This window comes from Lutimonas saemankumensis, assembly GCF_020171465.1.
Taxonomy (GTDB): Bacteria; Bacteroidota; Bacteroidia; order Flavobacteriales; family Flavobacteriaceae; genus Lutimonas; species Lutimonas saemankumensis.
This window is the reverse complement of record NZ_JAIUZR010000003.1, coordinates 761,570-778,321: the sequence shown is the minus strand read 5'-3', so window position 1 is coordinate 778,321 and position 16,752 is coordinate 761,570. Positions and strand designations below refer to the sequence as shown.

General features: G+C 38.1%; 18 protein-coding genes. 6 read left to right on the top strand and 12 right to left on the bottom strand.

All coding sequences use genetic code 11. The annotated features are described in order from the left end of the window. Positions 1-4 precede the first annotated feature (4 nt). From LCM02_RS04910 to LCM02_RS04900, 3 genes are all read right to left on the bottom strand, one after another. Positions 5-1,345, bottom strand: coding sequence for a leucine-rich repeat domain-containing protein (locus tag LCM02_RS04910; RefSeq protein ID WP_224927212.1), 1,341 nt, complete (start codon positions 1,343-1,345; stop codon positions 5-7). 88 nt (positions 1,346-1,433) lie between these two features. After that, entirely contained in the window at positions 1,434-1,637 is a 204-nt protein-coding gene (locus tag LCM02_RS04905; protein ID WP_224927211.1) for a hypothetical protein, read from the bottom strand. After that, a complete protein-coding gene (locus LCM02_RS04900; protein WP_224927210.1) occupies positions 1,638-3,632 on the bottom strand; it encodes a tetratricopeptide repeat protein in 1,995 nt (664 codons plus the stop codon). Between the two features lie 266 nt (positions 3,633-3,898). Between LCM02_RS04900 and LCM02_RS04895 the strand changes: the two genes are divergently transcribed. Beyond that, a complete protein-coding gene (locus LCM02_RS04895) occupies positions 3,899-4,300 on the top strand; it encodes a hypothetical protein (RefSeq protein ID WP_224927209.1) in 402 nt (133 codons plus the stop codon). 40 nt (positions 4,301-4,340) lie between these two features. Here the strand turns inward: LCM02_RS04895 and LCM02_RS04890 are convergent, their stop codons facing one another. Both LCM02_RS04890 and LCM02_RS04885 read right to left on the bottom strand, forming a co-directional pair. Continuing rightward, positions 4,341-6,827, bottom strand: coding sequence for an alpha/beta hydrolase family protein (locus LCM02_RS04890; RefSeq protein WP_224927208.1), 2,487 nt, complete (start codon positions 6,825-6,827; stop codon positions 4,341-4,343). A 185-nt stretch (positions 6,828-7,012) separates the two neighbouring features. Then, positions 7,013-7,183: a hypothetical protein gene (locus LCM02_RS04885; RefSeq protein WP_224927207.1), complete on the bottom strand. Its 171-nt coding sequence runs from the start codon at positions 7,181-7,183 to the stop codon at positions 7,013-7,015. Positions 7,184-7,214: 31 nt separating this feature from the next. Between LCM02_RS04885 and LCM02_RS04880 the strand changes: the two genes are divergently transcribed. Next, positions 7,215-7,952 carry a DUF6090 family protein gene (locus tag LCM02_RS04880; RefSeq protein ID WP_224927206.1) on the top strand — a complete coding sequence of 246 codons (738 nt, stop codon included), beginning with the start codon at positions 7,215-7,217 and terminating at the stop codon, positions 7,950-7,952. An 86-nt stretch (positions 7,953-8,038) separates the two neighbouring features. On the opposite strand, the gene LCM02_RS04875 is transcribed toward LCM02_RS04880, so the two are convergent. The 3 genes from LCM02_RS04875 to LCM02_RS04865 form a co-directional block, all read right to left on the bottom strand. After that, on the bottom strand, positions 8,039-8,935 hold the full coding sequence (locus LCM02_RS04875; RefSeq protein WP_224927205.1) for a hypothetical protein: 897 nt from the start codon (positions 8,933-8,935) through the stop codon (positions 8,039-8,041). A gap of 172 nt (positions 8,936-9,107) precedes the next feature. Beyond that, the gene (locus tag LCM02_RS04870; RefSeq protein WP_224927204.1) at positions 9,108-9,410 is read right to left on the bottom strand and encodes a DUF3817 domain-containing protein; all 303 of its coding nucleotides are present in this window, start codon (positions 9,408-9,410) and stop codon (positions 9,108-9,110) included. Positions 9,411-9,626: 216 nt separating this feature from the next. Then, positions 9,627-10,847: a hypothetical protein gene (locus tag LCM02_RS04865; RefSeq protein ID WP_224927203.1), complete on the bottom strand. Its 1,221-nt coding sequence runs from the start codon at positions 10,845-10,847 to the stop codon at positions 9,627-9,629. A 327-nt stretch (positions 10,848-11,174) separates the two neighbouring features. Here LCM02_RS04865 and LCM02_RS04860 point away from each other — a divergent pair, with 327 nt between their 5' ends. Together LCM02_RS04860 and LCM02_RS04855 are read left to right on the top strand one after the other, a co-directional pair. Next, on the top strand, positions 11,175-11,645 hold the full coding sequence (locus LCM02_RS04860) for a hypothetical protein (protein WP_224927202.1): 471 nt from the start codon (positions 11,175-11,177) through the stop codon (positions 11,643-11,645). Positions 11,646-11,716: 71 nt separating this feature from the next. Next, complete coding sequence (locus LCM02_RS04855; protein WP_224927201.1) at positions 11,717-12,130, top strand: hypothetical protein; 414 nt, start codon at positions 11,717-11,719, stop codon at positions 12,128-12,130. 43 nt (positions 12,131-12,173) lie between these two features. Here the strand turns inward: LCM02_RS04855 and LCM02_RS04850 are convergent, their stop codons facing one another. The 3 genes from LCM02_RS04850 to LCM02_RS04840 all read right to left on the bottom strand — a co-directional run bounded on the left by LCM02_RS04850 (position 12,174) and on the right by LCM02_RS04840 (position 14,286). Beyond that, a complete protein-coding gene (locus LCM02_RS04850) occupies positions 12,174-12,638 on the bottom strand; it encodes a DUF4174 domain-containing protein (RefSeq protein ID WP_224927200.1) in 465 nt (154 codons plus the stop codon). 88 nt (positions 12,639-12,726) lie between these two features. After that, on the bottom strand, positions 12,727-13,254 hold the full coding sequence (locus LCM02_RS04845) for a hypothetical protein (RefSeq protein ID WP_224927199.1): 528 nt from the start codon (positions 13,252-13,254) through the stop codon (positions 12,727-12,729). Between the two features lie 108 nt (positions 13,255-13,362). Further along, positions 13,363-14,286, bottom strand: coding sequence for a hypothetical protein (locus tag LCM02_RS04840; protein ID WP_224927198.1), 924 nt, complete (start codon positions 14,284-14,286; stop codon positions 13,363-13,365). 174 nt (positions 14,287-14,460) lie between these two features. On the opposite strand from LCM02_RS04840, the gene LCM02_RS04835 reads away from it, so the two are divergent. After that, positions 14,461-15,195, top strand: coding sequence for a DUF6090 family protein (locus LCM02_RS04835; RefSeq protein WP_224927197.1), 735 nt, complete (start codon positions 14,461-14,463; stop codon positions 15,193-15,195). Next, complete coding sequence (locus LCM02_RS04830) at positions 15,192-15,938, top strand: DUF6090 family protein (protein ID WP_224927196.1); 747 nt, start codon at positions 15,192-15,194, stop codon at positions 15,936-15,938. Before LCM02_RS04835 ends, LCM02_RS04830 begins: the two co-directional genes overlap by 4 nt. A 288-nt stretch (positions 15,939-16,226) precedes the next feature. Here the strand turns inward: LCM02_RS04830 and LCM02_RS04825 are convergent, their stop codons facing one another. Beyond that, positions 16,227-16,535: a hypothetical protein gene (locus tag LCM02_RS04825; RefSeq protein ID WP_224927195.1), complete on the bottom strand. Its 309-nt coding sequence runs from the start codon at positions 16,533-16,535 to the stop codon at positions 16,227-16,229. Between the last annotated feature and the right edge of the window lie 217 nt (positions 16,536-16,752).

The window sequence follows — 16,752 nt, the reverse complement described above, 5'->3', positions numbered from 1 at the left end:
AAAATCAGTCACATTCTAATGCCAAAACAGCGGTGCTATCTTTCTTGATCCAGGTGGCATTCAATTGGTCCTCATTGACTTTAATACAGGTCAATTTGTTATTCGTAACATCTACATTATACAATCTGGTATGTTTACTTATATCCAGCTTCGACAGGTTATTGTCGCTAAAACTGATGTAAGTCAAGTCAGGATTATTTGTAATATCAATTTGATTCAGATCATTGAATTGGCAGAATGCATAAATGAGGTTCACATTATTACTCAGATCAATTTCTCCCAGAGGATTGTTTGAACAAAATATACTTCTTAATTCTGTATTTGAACTTAAATCTAAATCACGGAGTTCATTCTTAAAACATCTTAGATCTTCAAGATTTAAATTGTTACTAATATCAAGGTTTCTGAGTTGATTACCTCCAACCCATAAAGAGATAACCTGATTCAAGTTAGAAACATTTAATTCCTGCAACGCATTAAATTCACAATCCAAACTTTCCAATTTACTGTTATTTGAGACATCTATGTTACCTATATTGTTGAACTCACAATTTAAAAATCTTAACTCAGGATTAGATCCAATATCCAGAGATTTTAAATCATTTGACGAACAGTTTAAGTTGCGTAGCTTGCTTAAATTATTAATTTCCAGAATTTCAATCTCATTAGAACCTACATCAAGTATTTCAAGACTATCCAAGCCATTTAGGTCAATAGAAGACAGCTGATTTCCATTGCAGGAAAATCCTTCTAGGAATTTATTTGTATTTAAACTCAACGATTTAATTCTGTTTGAGCTACAGTCCAGAGATATCAAATTTTTGAAATTATACAAGTTAAGAATGCTTATAGAATTGTCTGGGCAATCAATCGCTATAAGATTGTTCATATTCTCTATATCCAGTGAATTCAATTTATTTTCTCCACAGTGCAACACATACAGGTTTACTTGATCCCCAAATTCTATGGTTTTTAATTCATTATTATTACAACGTAAATACTCAAGGGAGGTATTTTGACTCAGGTCTAGAGTTGTGAGCATATTATCAGCGCATTCAAGGGATTCCAGACTTTTAAAATCCTGTATTCCTGTGAGATCCCTGATCCCTAATCGATTCAAATTCAGGTTCTTTACACCAACAATGTTTGACGTAAGAACGTATTGGTCATATGCATCATCATAGCCAAGTCGAATAAGCTCTCTTTCGAAAAAAAAATCGGGAATGATCGTTTTGCCTTCAACAGGATCCGGGGAACTTTTATTGTTGTCAGAGTCACATTGATACAACAAGCTGAAACAGATCAGCACGGTAATATTCTTCAATTGGGGAAAAGATAGTTTCATGATGGGTACTACCCATTAAAAATAGAACAGATCCTGATCAATATTCATGACTTATATCATCTAAATATATGTTCTGCAGAAGCTGCTTTCATTCCAAAAACCAATGTACATAACCACAGTTATCACAAATGTAATTCTGGGCTCTTTTATTGGCCCACTCTATACCGAACAGGGTCATGCCAGGTGTGTTCATAAGGGTTTCCCGTTCCCAGAAGGTGTCGTTTTTGCAAACCTGACACTCGAGTTGATGTCCTTTGATAAATCTTGGTTTTGATTCTTTCTTTGTAGCCATTTAGTTATTTTCTTTTTCCAGATAAGTATTTATTTCTCGCCTTGCTTTCTCCAACTTTTTACCTCCGGTTTCCACCCAGTTGATAAAGGCAGGATCCTCTCGAATACTATCAAATAAGGGATCAATTTGCACCAAAGAATAGACGGAACCATATTTTAACCAGCCTTCTCCTTCATTAAATAGATCTATCCATCTGAATGCCTCTTCTTTTTGTCCCAAAAAGGAATAAATACCTGCCAAATCATATATAAGTCCATAATCAGGACGATTCAGTTCTATAAGCCTCTTATTGATTTGTATCTGTCTTTGCATCATTTCCATTCCCTTCACTTTATTACCAGTTTCAATTAAAGTGTGCCCGTATCTGTGAGAATCTCTGATCACAACTGCATAATTATAATTTTCTTCCTGCACCAACTGCTCCATTGCATCATAATACCGGATGGCATTCTGATAATCTCCGCCAAAATAATAACATCCCGCCAAAGAAGACACCCTGTATTGGTTGATCTCTTTTTGATGTGTATCAACATAGTCTAAACATTTTTGCATTCTTTTTGTACGAGCATAGGTAAACCAAAAATTGACAATTTCACCAGGTTTTATATCCTGCTGCTTTTTCAAATAATACTCCTCCTTTTCAAGATCGTCTAATTGAACGTAAAATTCTGCATACTCTCCATAAAGTCTCCAAAGTTCCTCCTGGGAATGAACCAGACTCTCTATTTTTTCGAGCATCTCCAGGGATTTACTAAAATTCAGGTCAAAAAAGCGGTATACAAGGGACAAATTGTACAGTGACTCAATATTATTGGGATCTATTTCCAAGGCTTTTTTACTGTCTGAAACGGCCATTTGCGGTTTAAAAACTCTTGTATGATACAACCCTCTTACGCTGTAAGCGTCAGCAAGGCTGGGATCAAGTTCTAAAGCCTTATTCGCCATTAGGAATACATTTTCAAGATAAGAATCTTCAAGAATAGCCGCATCCAAATTTCTCTTGTAATCCACCCTGGCCAACCCTACATAGGTCTGAGCAAAAGATGAATCACTCATAATTGCCTGGTTGTACGATAAGGTGGCTTCCTCAAGCAATTCCATCCACTCCCTATTTTTTTGTTCCAAACTATTAGCCTTGAAATAAAATTCATTTCCTTTTAAAAAGTGATCGTAAGCCAACGTGTTTTCTGTAGGAATTGTTTCAATTTTTTCCATTGCCTCCGGGCCAATTTTTACACTGATTTCTTTTGCAACTGTTTTGGCAACCTCACTCTGTACCTGAATTATTTCGCTGTAATCTCTATTGTATTCCTTTGAAACAATCTGGTCTTCTTCTTCTGTTGATACCAAATTAACACTTAAGACAACTTTGTTATCAACCATAAAAAAACTTCCTTCAAGAAGGTAGGTAACGTTTAGTTCATCACCAATTTCCGTTGCTGTTTTTGTCGTACCTCGATATTGTTCTACGGAAATTCTAGGAGTTACCCTCAGCCCTTTTATTTTTGATAAATGGGCACGTATTGCATCCCCAACACCATTGGCAAGATATTCTTTTTCCGAATCCTGACTTTGAAATTCTAGAGGTAAAACCGCAATTGAAACTTCTTCATTTTTATCAGCATAACTTTCATTCTGATTGAATTTATAAAAAGCAAACTGGCCAATGATGATCAGGACCAGGACCCCGATAAACAATTTTCCCGTCAAAGGTTTTTTCTTACCGGGTGGATATGGATTGGTCTTTGCTGCCTCTGAGGTGGTCCTTACCATTCCCTCCGGAGACATTTCAAAGGCCCAGGCCAGGATGATGGCAATAGGAAAACCTGCAATCAAAATCACGGTCATCATTTTTGCTACCCACAACGGGGCTTCAAAAGTTGACGTAAGCTGGGTAACAATTTGAGAAATGATCCAGGAAACAACTGCATAGGTAACTGCTACATTGTAGACCTTACGTCGCTTGAGTTCGGCAAAGAACTTTTTAAAATTCATGTTTAAATATAGTTATTTTACCCAAAAAAAATAGAAACTATGATCCATGCGTGATGATCTTTTAGGGAGAAGCATCTAATTCTGGTTCAATATCAAAGATGTCAAAAAATTCAAAATTGACATTATAACTCATTTCAGGGTTAATATAGTACACATTTTGGTCATTATGATTGATTTTTATGACGAGGATCAACCCTATCTTTGACGCAAGTCAATTTTTGTAATTTTTATTGGTTTTATTTTTATATTCGTATAAAATCCCCTCTATGAAAAAAAACTACTTTCCCCTAACCATCTTACTTGCCTTTTTTTTACCCCTTACCCTTTCGGCCCAGATGTATAAGCTGGATGACGGTATGGTGGGAAGAGTTCCTGTAACCTTTAAAGAAGGATCTTATATCAAGATCAAAGACTCTGTTTTAGAACTCAAAATTAATGCCCATATCTATAAATCTGCCGTAAGGGAATTCAAGATCATCGAAGACCAGACCAAGAAATTCGATGACCGCGAAATCAGAACCTTGCGTTTGCTCAGTAAGACTGATGAAAACCTGAGAGTACATGGAACCATAGTCACGGGTGAAAATGTAAGAAATACGGTTTCTGCCAACTACTATGACATGACTACGCAGATCACGATTCCGTATGTGATCTTTCTCGAGAATTAAAGTCTTGCAGTTCTAAAATTTCAGCTCACAGAAGCAACCCTTAGAGTTGCTTCTTTTTACTTTCTTCGTCAGGATCCTTACGGTTCTTTACATATTTGTCAAACCAGTTCATTTGTTCCCATAAAACGTGTTCAATGGACTCTTTGGCCCGGTATCCGTGGTCTTCAAAAGGCAACAGAATCAACCTTGCGGTTCCTCCGGACCCTCTTACCGCTTCATAAAACACCTCTGACTGAAAGGTAAGCGTTCCCGGGTTAGAATCATCATCACCGTGTATGATCAGTACAGGTTCATTGACCTTGTCTGCAAAAAATGTAGGTGAGCAGTCAATATAGGACTGGGTTGCCTCAAATAAGGAACGTCGTTCACCCTGAAAACCATAGGGCTGGTTTGTCTTGTTGTAAGATCCGCTGCGGGCTATACCGGCGCAGAATAAATCAGTATGTGCCAATAAATTGGCCACCATTAAACCTCCGTGACTATGGCCAATGATTCCAATTCTGTCCGGATCAGCAATACCCATGTCAACTGCTTTAGCTACCGCAGCTTCTGCATCGGCCACCAGTTGAGGAACAAAGGTGTCATAAACCGTTTCCGGATCACCGATCATCGGCATGGCGGTATTATCCAAAACAGCGTATCCCCGCATCAGGAAATATTTGTGTGAAGGTCCATAGATACGCATAAATCGATTGGAAGAACCCCTTACCTGCCCCGCCGTTTGGGCTCCGGAGTATTCCAATGGATAGGCATAGACTACCGTAGGAACTTTTGTCCCTTCCTTGTATCCGGGTGGCAACAATAACTGAAAGCTCAGTTCCACACCGTCTTCCCTCTGGTATCGTACCAGTTTATTCTCAATTTGACGCAATTCCGGACTAGGGTCCTTGAAGGCTGTAATCGGACGTTTCGTATATACCCGGGCACTTTCGCCTTTCTCAGCAGAAATGGATTTACCCAGTTCTGCCAGATAAAAATTAGGCACCTCCTCAGGTGATTCCGAGCTCATGATAAAGGTGTTCTTCTTTTTACCAAAATCAACAAAATATTCATATTTATCCGGGGCACATCTGAATATTCTTTCTGCGTCACCTGATTCGAGGTTGCGACGATCAACAAAGGGCCGATCCCCATCTTTGGTGCCACCTTGTCCCCTGAAATAGACGTTGCCTTCCTTCACGATAAAGGCGTATTTTCCATTTTCCATCTGGCCGAATATTGGGAAGCCGGGGTCACTGTAACGATCATTTTCACTGTGATCGAACCATAACCTTGAAGTTCCTTTATCCACGTCAAGGAGCCAAATATAACGCCATCTTTTCATGCGTTCCCGCTGATACACCAAAAGCATACCTTCTTCCTGCCCCCATAGGGTTGCCTGAATACGATGCTCGGCTTTAAAAACTTCTTCAGGGCCCTTGCCAAAAGGTGCTTCCCAGCTCATCAACCGGTCCCTATGATCCGCTTTAGCCATCGGATCACCACCGTCTAATGCTTCTCTCCAGAATAGGGTATGCTGCGCTGTGGGCTGCCATGAAACGCTCCTTGGACCCGTGATCACACCACGAACCGGCACTTCGTTCGCCAAAGGCTGCTCGGCAACGGTTTTAACCAGTTCTCCTTTTAAATTCCATACCTCTATGTCATGTGCAAATCGCCACCAGGCTACCTCATGCGACCAGGGGCCTTTCAGCCTTTCCACCAACAGGTATTCCCCGTCAGGCGAAATTTCTGCCGAGCTGTATGACGCCGCCGGGCCTACAACTTGTTCCTGCTTTGTTTTGGTATCGTAGATAACCAGTTCGGATTGCGTATAGTAACTAAACAATTCATCATCATAGGCTGTTTGAAGCAGGTTTCTTGCCTCATAGGTTGACCTTGCCGAAGCTCCTGAGTCCTCAAGAATCTTTGGGCCATAAGGTATGGATGGTTCTTGAGGAACATCTCCCCGGTCACTAATTCTTCTGACCAGTAATTTTTCCTGATCCGGAAACCATTTTACCGCGTCATCCATCAGTGGGTTCAGGATCATATTGCTTACTTTTTCTGTATGTCCGCTTAGATCGCCCATCCATAGTTCTACGCGATCTTCAAATCCAACGGACATGGCAAATCGTTCTCCGTCTGAGGTCCAGGAGGTGGAAAGAACTTCTGCCCCATCCGGAATATTCAAGGGTACGGTATTTCCGTTCTTGATGGTAAGAATCCTTGGCGAAGTACCGCCGTGCCTGCCATGGTAATAATTGTTCTTTGGATTTACCCTTGTTCCTGCCAGCTTAAGCATAGGCCCAGCCAGTTCTGACAACTCGGGATAGATGATCGGATCGGTCAGGATCATGTGGGTCTTTGCCGGAGAAGTGGATGTCCTTGGCAACTGGGGTGCATACAAGATCTTCATGACATCTTCATCAGGTGATTTCCAATAGCTTGAGTCACCTTCCGCGGCTTTGTTCTGAGAATGGATCGTTTGGTTTGAAAAAAGGAAAATAAAACTTAATGCTAACAGGGGAAAGAATGTTCTTTTCATTTTGATGGAATTAGGTAAGATAAACTCTGGTTAATGGTCTGTCTAATTTACAAAAAGGATGTTGATTTTAAGCGAAAAATATTCCTGGATCATGATTAAATTTTAAAGAGATAGCTATAAGTTCTGATAGTTTAAAACCATACAATTTAAAAATCGAAACTACTTTCAGTTCTCTGTTGCTTTTCTTACTTGCTTGCTCCTACGCAGTCTAAGCCGCTTTGCTCGAAGACTGCTTCTTGTACTTTTCCAATCAAGTCAGAAGCAAAGACGAGAACTAAAAAAGGTTCCTCCTTTTTAAATGTATTTTTATTTTTAGCTTTTTTAGCCTTTTTCCAAATTCTTGTTTCCGAAATCATTTTCCTATATTTAGAATTCAACTTACAACGAATGATTCCTTACTTTAGAAAACTCAGAAAAAAAATGGCTGACGACAACCGACCTTTAAAATATGCCCGATATGCGATTGGTGAGATCATTTTAGTAGTGATAGGGATATTGATCGCCTTACAGATCAATACCTGGAACGAGGAGCGAAAAGCTCAAAAAAAAGCATGCTTTTACCTGATTGATTTAAAAGAGAGTTTACTAAACACAAAGGTTGAATTGAAACGAGTTATAGATAAAAGTCGATTGAGCTATATGGCCTCTGACACTTTGGACAGAATCTTGTTTCACAAATATGAAGTTCCTGATTTTACTCTGGATACAATTATTCAAGGAACTTATGGTTATACCATTTATAGTCCTCACAGCGGAGTAATCAATGAGATTATGAATTCAGGTGAACTTGAATTATTTAAAAATAATTTTATTCGAAAGACGGTTGCCTCATGGGATTCAAGACTCAACAATATTGCAAAATTTGAATCTGATGGAAGACTCGCTTTTTTAGATTATACAGATTTGATGCTGAACTACATTGATCAATCAAATATTGAGCGGAATAAGCCTGTAATTATCGAGGCCAAACGTGAAGAATTCTTCAATGATCATAGGGTATTGAATTTAAATTTTCCAAAAATGAGGATGCAAAGAATTCTAAATGATCTCTATATCAAAGAGATGATTCTGATTGATTCTTTGGAGTCTGAAATTAACAAGGAGCTTCAAAAATGTAACACATGATTCCTTTCTTTAGAAAACTCAGAAAATAAAATGGCTGATGATATCCGACCTTTTAAAACAGGTACATGGCTCAGCAATTTGAAGGCTTAAAACCTTATCCTGTATTCCAGGCTGGCCACAAAACTTCGCGTCAGACCATCAGGCCTTACTTCTCTTACAATAAAAGGAGATCCCACGTTGAACTGGAGTGCCTGTTTTTCATCCAGGTAATAATCCAGGTACAGATTCCCGTTTAAAGTAAGCCCCTGAGATCCGTCAATTTCAAGTTCCGTTCCGTCTTTATCGGTATACTTGTCGTTGGCCAGGTGATAAATGGGCAATAAACTTGGCGTCAGCCTGAATTTTTGACCCAAATCTATGGGGTATGAGGCACGAAGCAGGATATCTCCGCTTCTTTTGTATTGATTGGTAGACTGAAAATTCCGTAACGGAGAACCCAAAGGATAATCTTCTGCAAAAAAGCTGTTGTTGTTTTGAGTAAGGGGCTGTTGATAAGCAGCCACCAGATGCAACTTGTTGATAAAATACCCAAAGCCCAGCAGCAGGTCAAAGGTTCCTAAACTCGATTGATAATCCATGGGAAGGGCCCTGCGGTCTTCCATTTTATTGGCATCGGATAAAGGAATTTTAAACCCTAAGGTAAGGGTCGCTTTTTTACTGATCCTGTAATTGGAATTCAGAAAAATATCCGATAAGCCAAAGGTTGAGATGTCATTCCCTGATTGTGCCAGGGAAGTCAATCTGGCATCGATCCCAAACTTATCGCTGAATTGCCTGCCATATTCCAGATAGCTTCCAAAAACCGAGATATTGTTATCTGCGGCTCCGTAAGAAATACCAACCTTAAACTGATTGGTAAGTTCTGAAATACTGTCCAGGCCATTGGGTTTAAAACTATGCACGGTACATACACCTGCATCGCTGCAACCCTGGGCCTGAATAGCTGTTGAAAATAAAAAAGTAAATCCTATGAATAAGATCAAAAAAGGGGGAAATTTTGAAACCATACTAACCTGTGTTATCAATTCAACAGGCAATTAGTCTCTAAAAATTCAATTCCTTTCAAAAAAATAAACTGGCACAAATTTTTCAAATTGGTTCATGGCCTGACCGATCAAAATTTAATTTGGGTATCAAGTGATGTTTTGGGCTCAGTTAATTCTCTACCTGCTCTTTTTTAAGAATTTTCTGGTCCACGATAAACGTAGCAAAAGGAAATAAGGAAGCGGCTAAACAGATCAGGGTTTTCGTGAGGTCCCATTTCTTTATCAAGGCATAATACCCTACCCAGACGCTGTATAAGATAAATAAAAGGCCATGGATACTTCCAACAATCTTATTGGGCATTCCCATCTCATAACCATACTTCAGTATCACTGTTGGAAATAACAGGAGATAGGAGATTCCTTCCAGAATCGCCAGGATTCGTAATTGGCCCAATGTCGTGCTTAATTTCATGAATCTATCGGAATTATCTACCCTTTTTGATTTCAGGCGCAAAGATCAAATAATTCTTTGAGATTATCCAATACAAATCCGGAAACATCCTCACATTTCCCAATGATTTAATATGAATTTATAAGCACACTCGTCTTTTTGAGTAAAGCTTAAGTCAAACAAAAAACCCCAGTCTAACTGAGGTTTTTCATTCATTTTTAAGCCAGGGCCGTAATATTAATCTTCACAGCTTCCGAGGGTATCCTCTGAATGGTGATACAAATGCCCCCAAAGAGCATTGATACTTACACATATGGTTTTACCCTTATGACATATAATTACTTTTTTCTTGTTTTTATCACAATACTCATATTCGGAATCTGAATCGTTTTCATCCGTACTCAGTGATTCCTCTTCTGAACCATTATCAGAACTTTCTCCTGAACCGTCATCAGAACCACTACCGGAACCATCGTCAGAACCGCTACCGGAATCATCATCAGAACTTTCTCCGGAACTATCGTCAGAACTTTCTCCGGAACCATTATCAGAACCACTGCCTGAACCATCATCAGATCCACTACCTGAACCATCGTCAGAACCACTACCGGAACCATCATCAGAACCACTACCGGTACCGTCATCAGAACCACTACCGGAACCGTCGTCAGTACCACTGCCTGAACCATCGTCAGAACCACTACCGGAACCACCGTCAGTACCACTATCGGAACCGTCGTCAGAACCACTTCCGGAACCGTCGTCAGTACCACTACCGGAACCATCATCAGTACCACTACCGGAACCATCATCAGTACCGCTTCCTGATCCATCATCAGTACCACCGCCAGAACCATCTTCAGTACCACTACCGGAACCGTCATCAGAACCACTGCCAGAACCGTCATCAGAACCACTACCGGAACCATCGTTTTCCAGACTGGCACAGACTTCAACAGCCATTTCCAAAGTTCCTTCCAGTTCAATTAAATTATTCAATTCCGTTTCAACGCCATCAGAGTCCAGTAATATAATTGGGAATCGAATGTACATTTCATAATTAGGCGTGGTTGCAATAGAGAGTTCCTCTTCAAAAGTAAATCCATCTATAAATGCAATTAATTCCTCATCTGAATTAATTTCTTTCTCCTCCGGAACAGGATTGTCGCCTACATAAACGTCAATGTACATTGGATATAAAAAGTAAGTACATTGATCATCCGTTTCCGTTTCAGTTCCTTTAGCCAAGTCAGTTTTGTTACTGGTCGAGTATTTATCCGAATCGCTTTGAACGGCAGCTTTCATTAATGAAAATACCTTAGCGTCTTTAGATAGTCCCTTTTCTGAATTAAGAACGGGTTCTTCTAAATTACTGTCACAATATGAGAGTAATAGTATGGGCAGGAATAAAAGAAATTTAAACGAGCTCAATTTAATTTTAATAGTTTTCTTTTTCATAGCGATTTAATTACAATGCAAAACCATTTTTATAGCAAGACAGGGTATCAATCAGCTACGTAGCTGACTCATACTCAATCATATCCTTAAAAATGAGGTTTCTTTTAATAGTCAATTTATAACCCTTTTCGAGTTTAGTATATTCTTTTTCTACAATTGATAACGAATTTTATCGGTAAAAATTATGTTGAAGACATGATTTTATTGAACATACTTTATAAGCTAAGATAATCTTCAAATAGGTCTCAATTTATCCGATTCGGGGATTATGGGACATTCAACTGAACTCCTGTATTTAGATTTGATCAAATTTTAAAATCCAAGATCATGAAACTAAAAAAAACAAAACTTTCATTTTTAAAGCAAACAGCAATCTGTTTAACATTTATTGCCTTGATGACCAGTTGTGATGATTCGGATGATATGGACAGTACTTATTTCTCTCCTCCTTCCTGGATCATTGGGACATGGGAAAGCGATATACCCGATGAGGAATGGAATTTGTATTATTTATATCGAGTTTTTGAGTTTACCAGTGACAATGTTATCGGCAAATCTTCCTTAGAGCCAAATGTTTCCAGCATGAATTTTAACCAAACCATAAACACCTCTGAATGGGGACTTAAGGGACTTGATAACATAAGGAATAATGAATACGAGGCGATCCTGGTATTTGCCGGCATTCATACCAGTCATCGCTTTGAAAAAGTTAATGATACTACACTGATTTACCATTATTTATTCAATAAGGATTATCCCGAAGATGAGGAATCAATAATAATGCATAAGGTGAAATAGGCCCAATAAAAATTCCTCGAGTATATAAAATGTATGAATCTATTTATCAATTGTTCCTAAAATCCAAGATCATGAAATCCTATCTTTTATTATTGTTCATCTTCTTTTTCAACGTTCAAACGGCTCAAAGCCAGGTCATAGAAAACTCAACGGAATACGGGCACCAAGATATGTATGACTTTTATATGCAAAAACATAAAAAACTAAGGAAAACAGGATACATACTGCTGGGTGCAGGCGCAGGCGCCATGCTTACGGGATGGCTCATTGGTGTAAATTCGGATACCTGGAGCGGAGCAGGTTCAGGTGCACTGATTATGACTGTTGGAGCTGCATCCTCCCTGGCCAGTATTCCTGTGTTTATTGTGGCTAATTCGAACAAAAGAGAGGCCCAGGTAATTTTAAATGCCGGAAAGATTGGCGCTGTGGGACTCCCGTTTCAAGACACAAGCTATGCTTCTGTGGGCCTAAAAATCAGTTTTTGACAGGATCAAAGCCCAGTAGATACAGGAAACTGGAAATTTACAGTTATTTATTTTTCCTGTTTAATTCAGATCGTCTCATGGGCATGGCATCTACAATACCATAAAGATCTTCTTTGCTTAGGACTTCCGTTTGTCTCAGTTTTACCCCTCCATCAAGTCCAATAAGAACAACTTCAAAATGTTCTTGGGCATGGAAGATCTTCTCCAGGGATGTTCCTGAAATGTTACCAGAATTGGTCGATGCCTCTTGGGTATAATCGATGCTTTCAAAATCATCTCCTGTTACCTTGTACAGTACAAATTTACGGTCCTTGAGCTCGGCCTCGGAATTTTCAAATTCTTTGACTTGCTGCTGATAAATTTCTGATGTCTTGTTTGTGGTTTTAATTACCAGAATTCGGTTTTTCCAGGTATGTTTTTCCAAATTTTGCCCTTTTATAGGCACAAATGATGCACAACCCATGAGTATGAATATCATACTTACTTTAAATAACCTTTGCTTTGTCATTTTTCTTGTTTCGGTTGCCGGAACACTGTTTTGTGTGTCCTGTCCTACAAGATACGGTTTATTTAAATGAATGGGTTGTGCTTTATCTTTACTTCAGGGCGTATTTCTCACCTTTTGTGAGTTCCATATTACCTGAAAAATACCATTCACCCTTGTATCTGACCGCATCAAAATAAAAGTGACGGTAGTCTGAATTGTTCAATTTTGTATCAATAAAAAACGGAATATACTCCTCTCCTTTTGACTCAGCCTTGTATAAAATTAGAAATTTCAAATGACTCCAGTTCACATTGCTGGCTTGATTGAGCTTTACCATTTGCTTAAACTTTTCTTCATAGCGCGGTATGACCTTAAGATCATAGGCCGCCTCATGTTCGGCCATTAAAGAATCCCGAGTTTCCTGATCTGTGTTTTCCAGATCATGATTATACTGATATTTTAGGACTACTTCCTTTGGTAATAACAGCGATTTAAAACTGTCAAGATCATCATTTAGAATACTCGATACCATGGCCTTTCCCAAAGCTTCTTTGCTTTTGCTTTGAGCATATACCGAATTAGAGAGCAGAACTACGATTAAAAGGGAAGAAGCAAAAATGATCTTTTTGAATTTCATGATCTTTTAAGGTTTAAAATGTAAGAAAATATAAAGGGTATCCATAGCAATTTAGAATACAATCTGTTCCTTATAAAACGTAAGATCTGATGATTTATTGAACAAGTTTTACTCGTAGTATTCAATTTCAGTTTCTGTACCGGGTGCGCCCCAGTAGGAAAGGCTGAACTTTTGCGGATAGACCTGGTCATCGTAATGGTAAACCCTTTTGACAACTTCTTCATAACAGGGGTTGCATAAGTTGTCTACTACGCTGGTCATGTTGTTCTTTAGATAAGGGAATTTGAAAGCGTCTGTTGAGATCGTATCTGAGGCCCAGTAACCGGCATCGTAAAACAGACTGATAAATCTTTGCAGATAAATAGACTTAAACTGATCATAATACGGATTGGTATTGTCGTCATAGAATATACTGATGCTGTATTTCAGGTTGCCTTCATGGTCAAAATCTTCCACTTTGACCAGGTTGCCGTTGGTGTCATATGCAAAGGTGGTCGTGATCACCTGGTCCACAAAACCGAGATCCGCGTTTCTATCCAGGCGGATCACCTGCCCCAGGCTATTGAGTTGCATGCTTATTGAAGCATTTTCATCCATCCCGATGATCCCTGAAGCTGTCACGACATTTCCATTATAACTGAGCTCATAATTGGATTCTCCCTGATAGGTATTGCTAAATCCTACCAGCCTGTTTTGCTCGTCATAGGTATAGAAATAATCGGAAGCGTCATATTGCGGGTCTTTGGTTTCATCTACCAGTCTTTCCACCAAATTATTGCTGCAATCATATACATAGGTATATTCAAAATTCCGTGTTGGCGAAGTACGTGTTCTAGAAGCCAGCAGGTTCTTTTCATTATAGGTATAACTGTTGATCACCTCATTTGATCTGCTGTCGGATTTTACAAATCGGGTCATGCTTACCTGATTCCTGTCTTCCTGGCAATTCAGGTCTTTATCGGGTTCATCATTTGACGTACAGGAAATTAAGGATACTGTTAATATGAACAGGGGGAAAATAATTTTTTTCATTTGATATAGATTAGACTTTTTACAATGTGATTAGACTGCTCAATGACTCTTGTGTTACATGTTTTTAGCCTTATTTCTTGTTTATTTTTGGGGTGTTTTTGTAAGGGGCTGGGGTGCAATCATTTCTCTGTTATAAAATCATTTTCCTATATTTAGATTTCAACTTAGAACCAAATGATACCCTTCTTCCGTAAAATCCGTAAAAAAATGGCTGATGACAACCGTCCTTTAAAATATGCTCGCTATGCCATTGGTGAAATCATCCTTGTCGTGATCGGGATCTTAATTGCGCTTCAGATCAATAACTGGAACGAGGAAAGAAAATTAAAAGAAATAGAAAAGCAATACCTTATGAGTATCAAATCTGGCATCAATTTATCTCAAAAGGAGCTTATGCGGGTTATTGATGATTCAAAAGAAATCTCTAAATCAGCTGATACACTTATTATGCTTTTGGCTTATGATGAATTCGACCTTTTAGAAGGAATGGTTTTAGATTCATTATTGTTCAACGCTGGAGACTATAGCATAATATCTATGAATGACGCAAGCATTCAAGAAATATATAATACAGGATCATTAGATATCTTTCAAGATGAAAGAATTAGAAAAATATTATCTTCTTGGACAGAAAGGATACATCAAATAAGAAAATTTGAAGGCGAATCAGAATATCTTTCGCGACGATATAATGAGTATATTATTAATTTTATTGACATTTCAAGATATGAACTTAGATTAAGTGCCGTGATTCCCGAGAAAAGGAAAGAATTGTTAAAGGACCCATTACTAAGAAACCATTTAGGTCGTATTTACGGGACACATCAGCATATGAACCAAATATACACAGCAGAGAAATCTATTTTGGATTCATTAAGAATTTTAATCGATCAGAACTTATCAAAATGATACCCTTCTTCCGTAAAATCCGTAAAAAAATGGCTGATGACAACCGTCCTCTGAAGTATGCCCGTTATGCGATTGGTGAAATCATCCTTGTCGTGATCGGGATCTTAATTGCGCTTCAGATCAATAACTGGAACGAGGAACAAAAAACCCGTGTTATTGAAATCAAGACTTTAAAAGAAATTCGTGCCAATCTGCCTCTGGATTTGATTGAAATCAATCAGGATATTGCTGTGATGGATTCCATTACTCATTCAGGAACGGCCGTCCTTAACTATTTAAATAACAATGACAAGCCTTCTGAAACTTTTAAATACAATATTCATGTTTCAAGGCTTAATCCTCATTTTGATGCGGTTCAGGGTAGTTATTCACTCCTGCAGTCCAAAGGTCTGGATATCATTTCCAATGACAGTTTAAGGGGTGCTATTTCTAAACTTTATGAATTGAGTTATCCGTATTATGCCAAGTATGAAACTGAGCGTATTTTTAAAATAAATAATATCATTCTGCCAAAATATACTGAGTACTTTTCTTTCATTTGGAATGGTAGTGAAACTTTTTATAGCGGTACCTCTGAAATTTCTGAGAAAGGATTTTTTGCCATGAAAAATGACATTACGTTTATCAACGTCCTCAATTTGGCATTGAATGAGAATGAAGGTGTGAAAGATCGTGCTTATAGAACGGCGGGGAACATCCAGGATTTGATCGATTTTATCGATGCGGAATTGAAGGGGAAATAAGATTCAAAATTTGATTTTTCGATAATAGCATTAGAGTTGTGTATGAAGTTCATACCATACAGATAAAAGTTCAAAACGGCTTTCATTTCTCTGTTGCTTGGCTTCCTTGTTTGCTCCTTCACCCTAGTCAAACAAGTCAGTATGTAGCAGTCTTATTTATTGCAAAGAATTAAGATTAGCTGATTCTTTTAATTCCTTTAAAAGACTAACATCAAAGTGATACTCAATAACCTTCCATTTGTCTGCAGGTTTATACAATATGGTAGTCAATCGAACAACTTCCTTTTCCTATTTAATTAAAAAGCTTAGAAGTTTCAAACTATTGCCAAGGCTTTTTTCTATTATTTTTTCATACCCATAATAAACACCAGATTGGTTCGCGGCAAATAAAATCTGTTTTTTTAAATTTTCAGTAGTCTCTTGACCTCTTATCACCTTTATATCTTTCGATAAAAAGTCAAAAGCTTCCTCAGGTGATTTTTCATATAATTTAAAATATTCATCAATAATTTCATCTGTGGTCGTCTGTGCTTTCAAACTAGTAGATGACAGCAATATCAGCATTATTAATACAACTAAATTGATTTGTCTTTTCATTTGGATGGGTTTTAAATTCGTATCATGTATAACTGATGAACAGTTGTTGTTTTACTTATCAAGATCGAATATCAAATTGATAGTCAAACCTAAATAATGTTCTCAACTTTTTTGTCCTAATTAATTCAAATCTTATGAATTGAGACATTTAAATTTTGGTTCTTAAATACATTTGTTTCAGGTTATTTTAAAAATATTTAAAAATGAAAACATCTAA

Bases quoted from the DNA above. Each gene is read 5' to 3' on its own strand.
- LCM02_RS04855 (WP_224927201.1), top strand. From the start codon at position 11,717: ATGAAATCCTATCTTTTATTATTGTTCATCTTCTTTTTCAACGTTCAA.
- LCM02_RS04825 (WP_224927195.1), bottom strand. From the start codon at position 16,535: ATGAAAAGACAAATCAATTTAGTTGTATTAATAATGCTGATATTGCTG.
- LCM02_RS04870 (WP_224927204.1), bottom strand. From the start codon at position 9,410: ATGAAATTAAGCACGACATTGGGCCAATTACGAATCCTGGCGATTCTG.
- LCM02_RS04910 (WP_224927212.1), bottom strand. From the start codon at position 1,345: ATGAAACTATCTTTTCCCCAATTGAAGAATATTACCGTGCTGATCTGT.
- LCM02_RS04900 (WP_224927210.1), bottom strand. From the start codon at position 3,632: ATGAATTTTAAAAAGTTCTTTGCCGAACTCAAGCGACGTAAGGTCTAC.
- LCM02_RS04860 (WP_224927202.1), top strand. From the start codon at position 11,175: ATGAAACTAAAAAAAACAAAACTTTCATTTTTAAAGCAAACAGCAATC.
- LCM02_RS04865 (WP_224927203.1), bottom strand. From the start codon at position 10,847: ATGAAAAAGAAAACTATTAAAATTAAATTGAGCTCGTTTAAATTTCTT.
- LCM02_RS04890 (WP_224927208.1), bottom strand. From the start codon at position 6,827: ATGAAAAGAACATTCTTTCCCCTGTTAGCATTAAGTTTTATTTTCCTT.
- LCM02_RS04830 (WP_224927196.1), top strand. From the start codon at position 15,192: ATGATACCCTTCTTCCGTAAAATCCGTAAAAAAATGGCTGATGACAAC.
- LCM02_RS04835 (WP_224927197.1), top strand. From the start codon at position 14,461: ATGATACCCTTCTTCCGTAAAATCCGTAAAAAAATGGCTGATGACAAC.
- LCM02_RS04845 (WP_224927199.1), bottom strand. From the start codon at position 13,254: ATGAAATTCAAAAAGATCATTTTTGCTTCTTCCCTTTTAATCGTAGTT.
- LCM02_RS04880 (WP_224927206.1), top strand. From the start codon at position 7,215: ATGATTCCTTACTTTAGAAAACTCAGAAAAAAAATGGCTGACGACAAC.
- LCM02_RS04885 (WP_224927207.1), bottom strand. From the start codon at position 7,183: ATGATTTCGGAAACAAGAATTTGGAAAAAGGCTAAAAAAGCTAAAAAT.
- LCM02_RS04895 (WP_224927209.1), top strand. From the start codon at position 3,899: ATGAAAAAAAACTACTTTCCCCTAACCATCTTACTTGCCTTTTTTTTA.
- LCM02_RS04905 (WP_224927211.1), bottom strand. From the start codon at position 1,637: ATGGCTACAAAGAAAGAATCAAAACCAAGATTTATCAAAGGACATCAA.
- LCM02_RS04850 (WP_224927200.1), bottom strand. From the start codon at position 12,638: ATGACAAAGCAAAGGTTATTTAAAGTAAGTATGATATTCATACTCATG.
- LCM02_RS04840 (WP_224927198.1), bottom strand. From the start codon at position 14,286: ATGAAAAAAATTATTTTCCCCCTGTTCATATTAACAGTATCCTTAATT.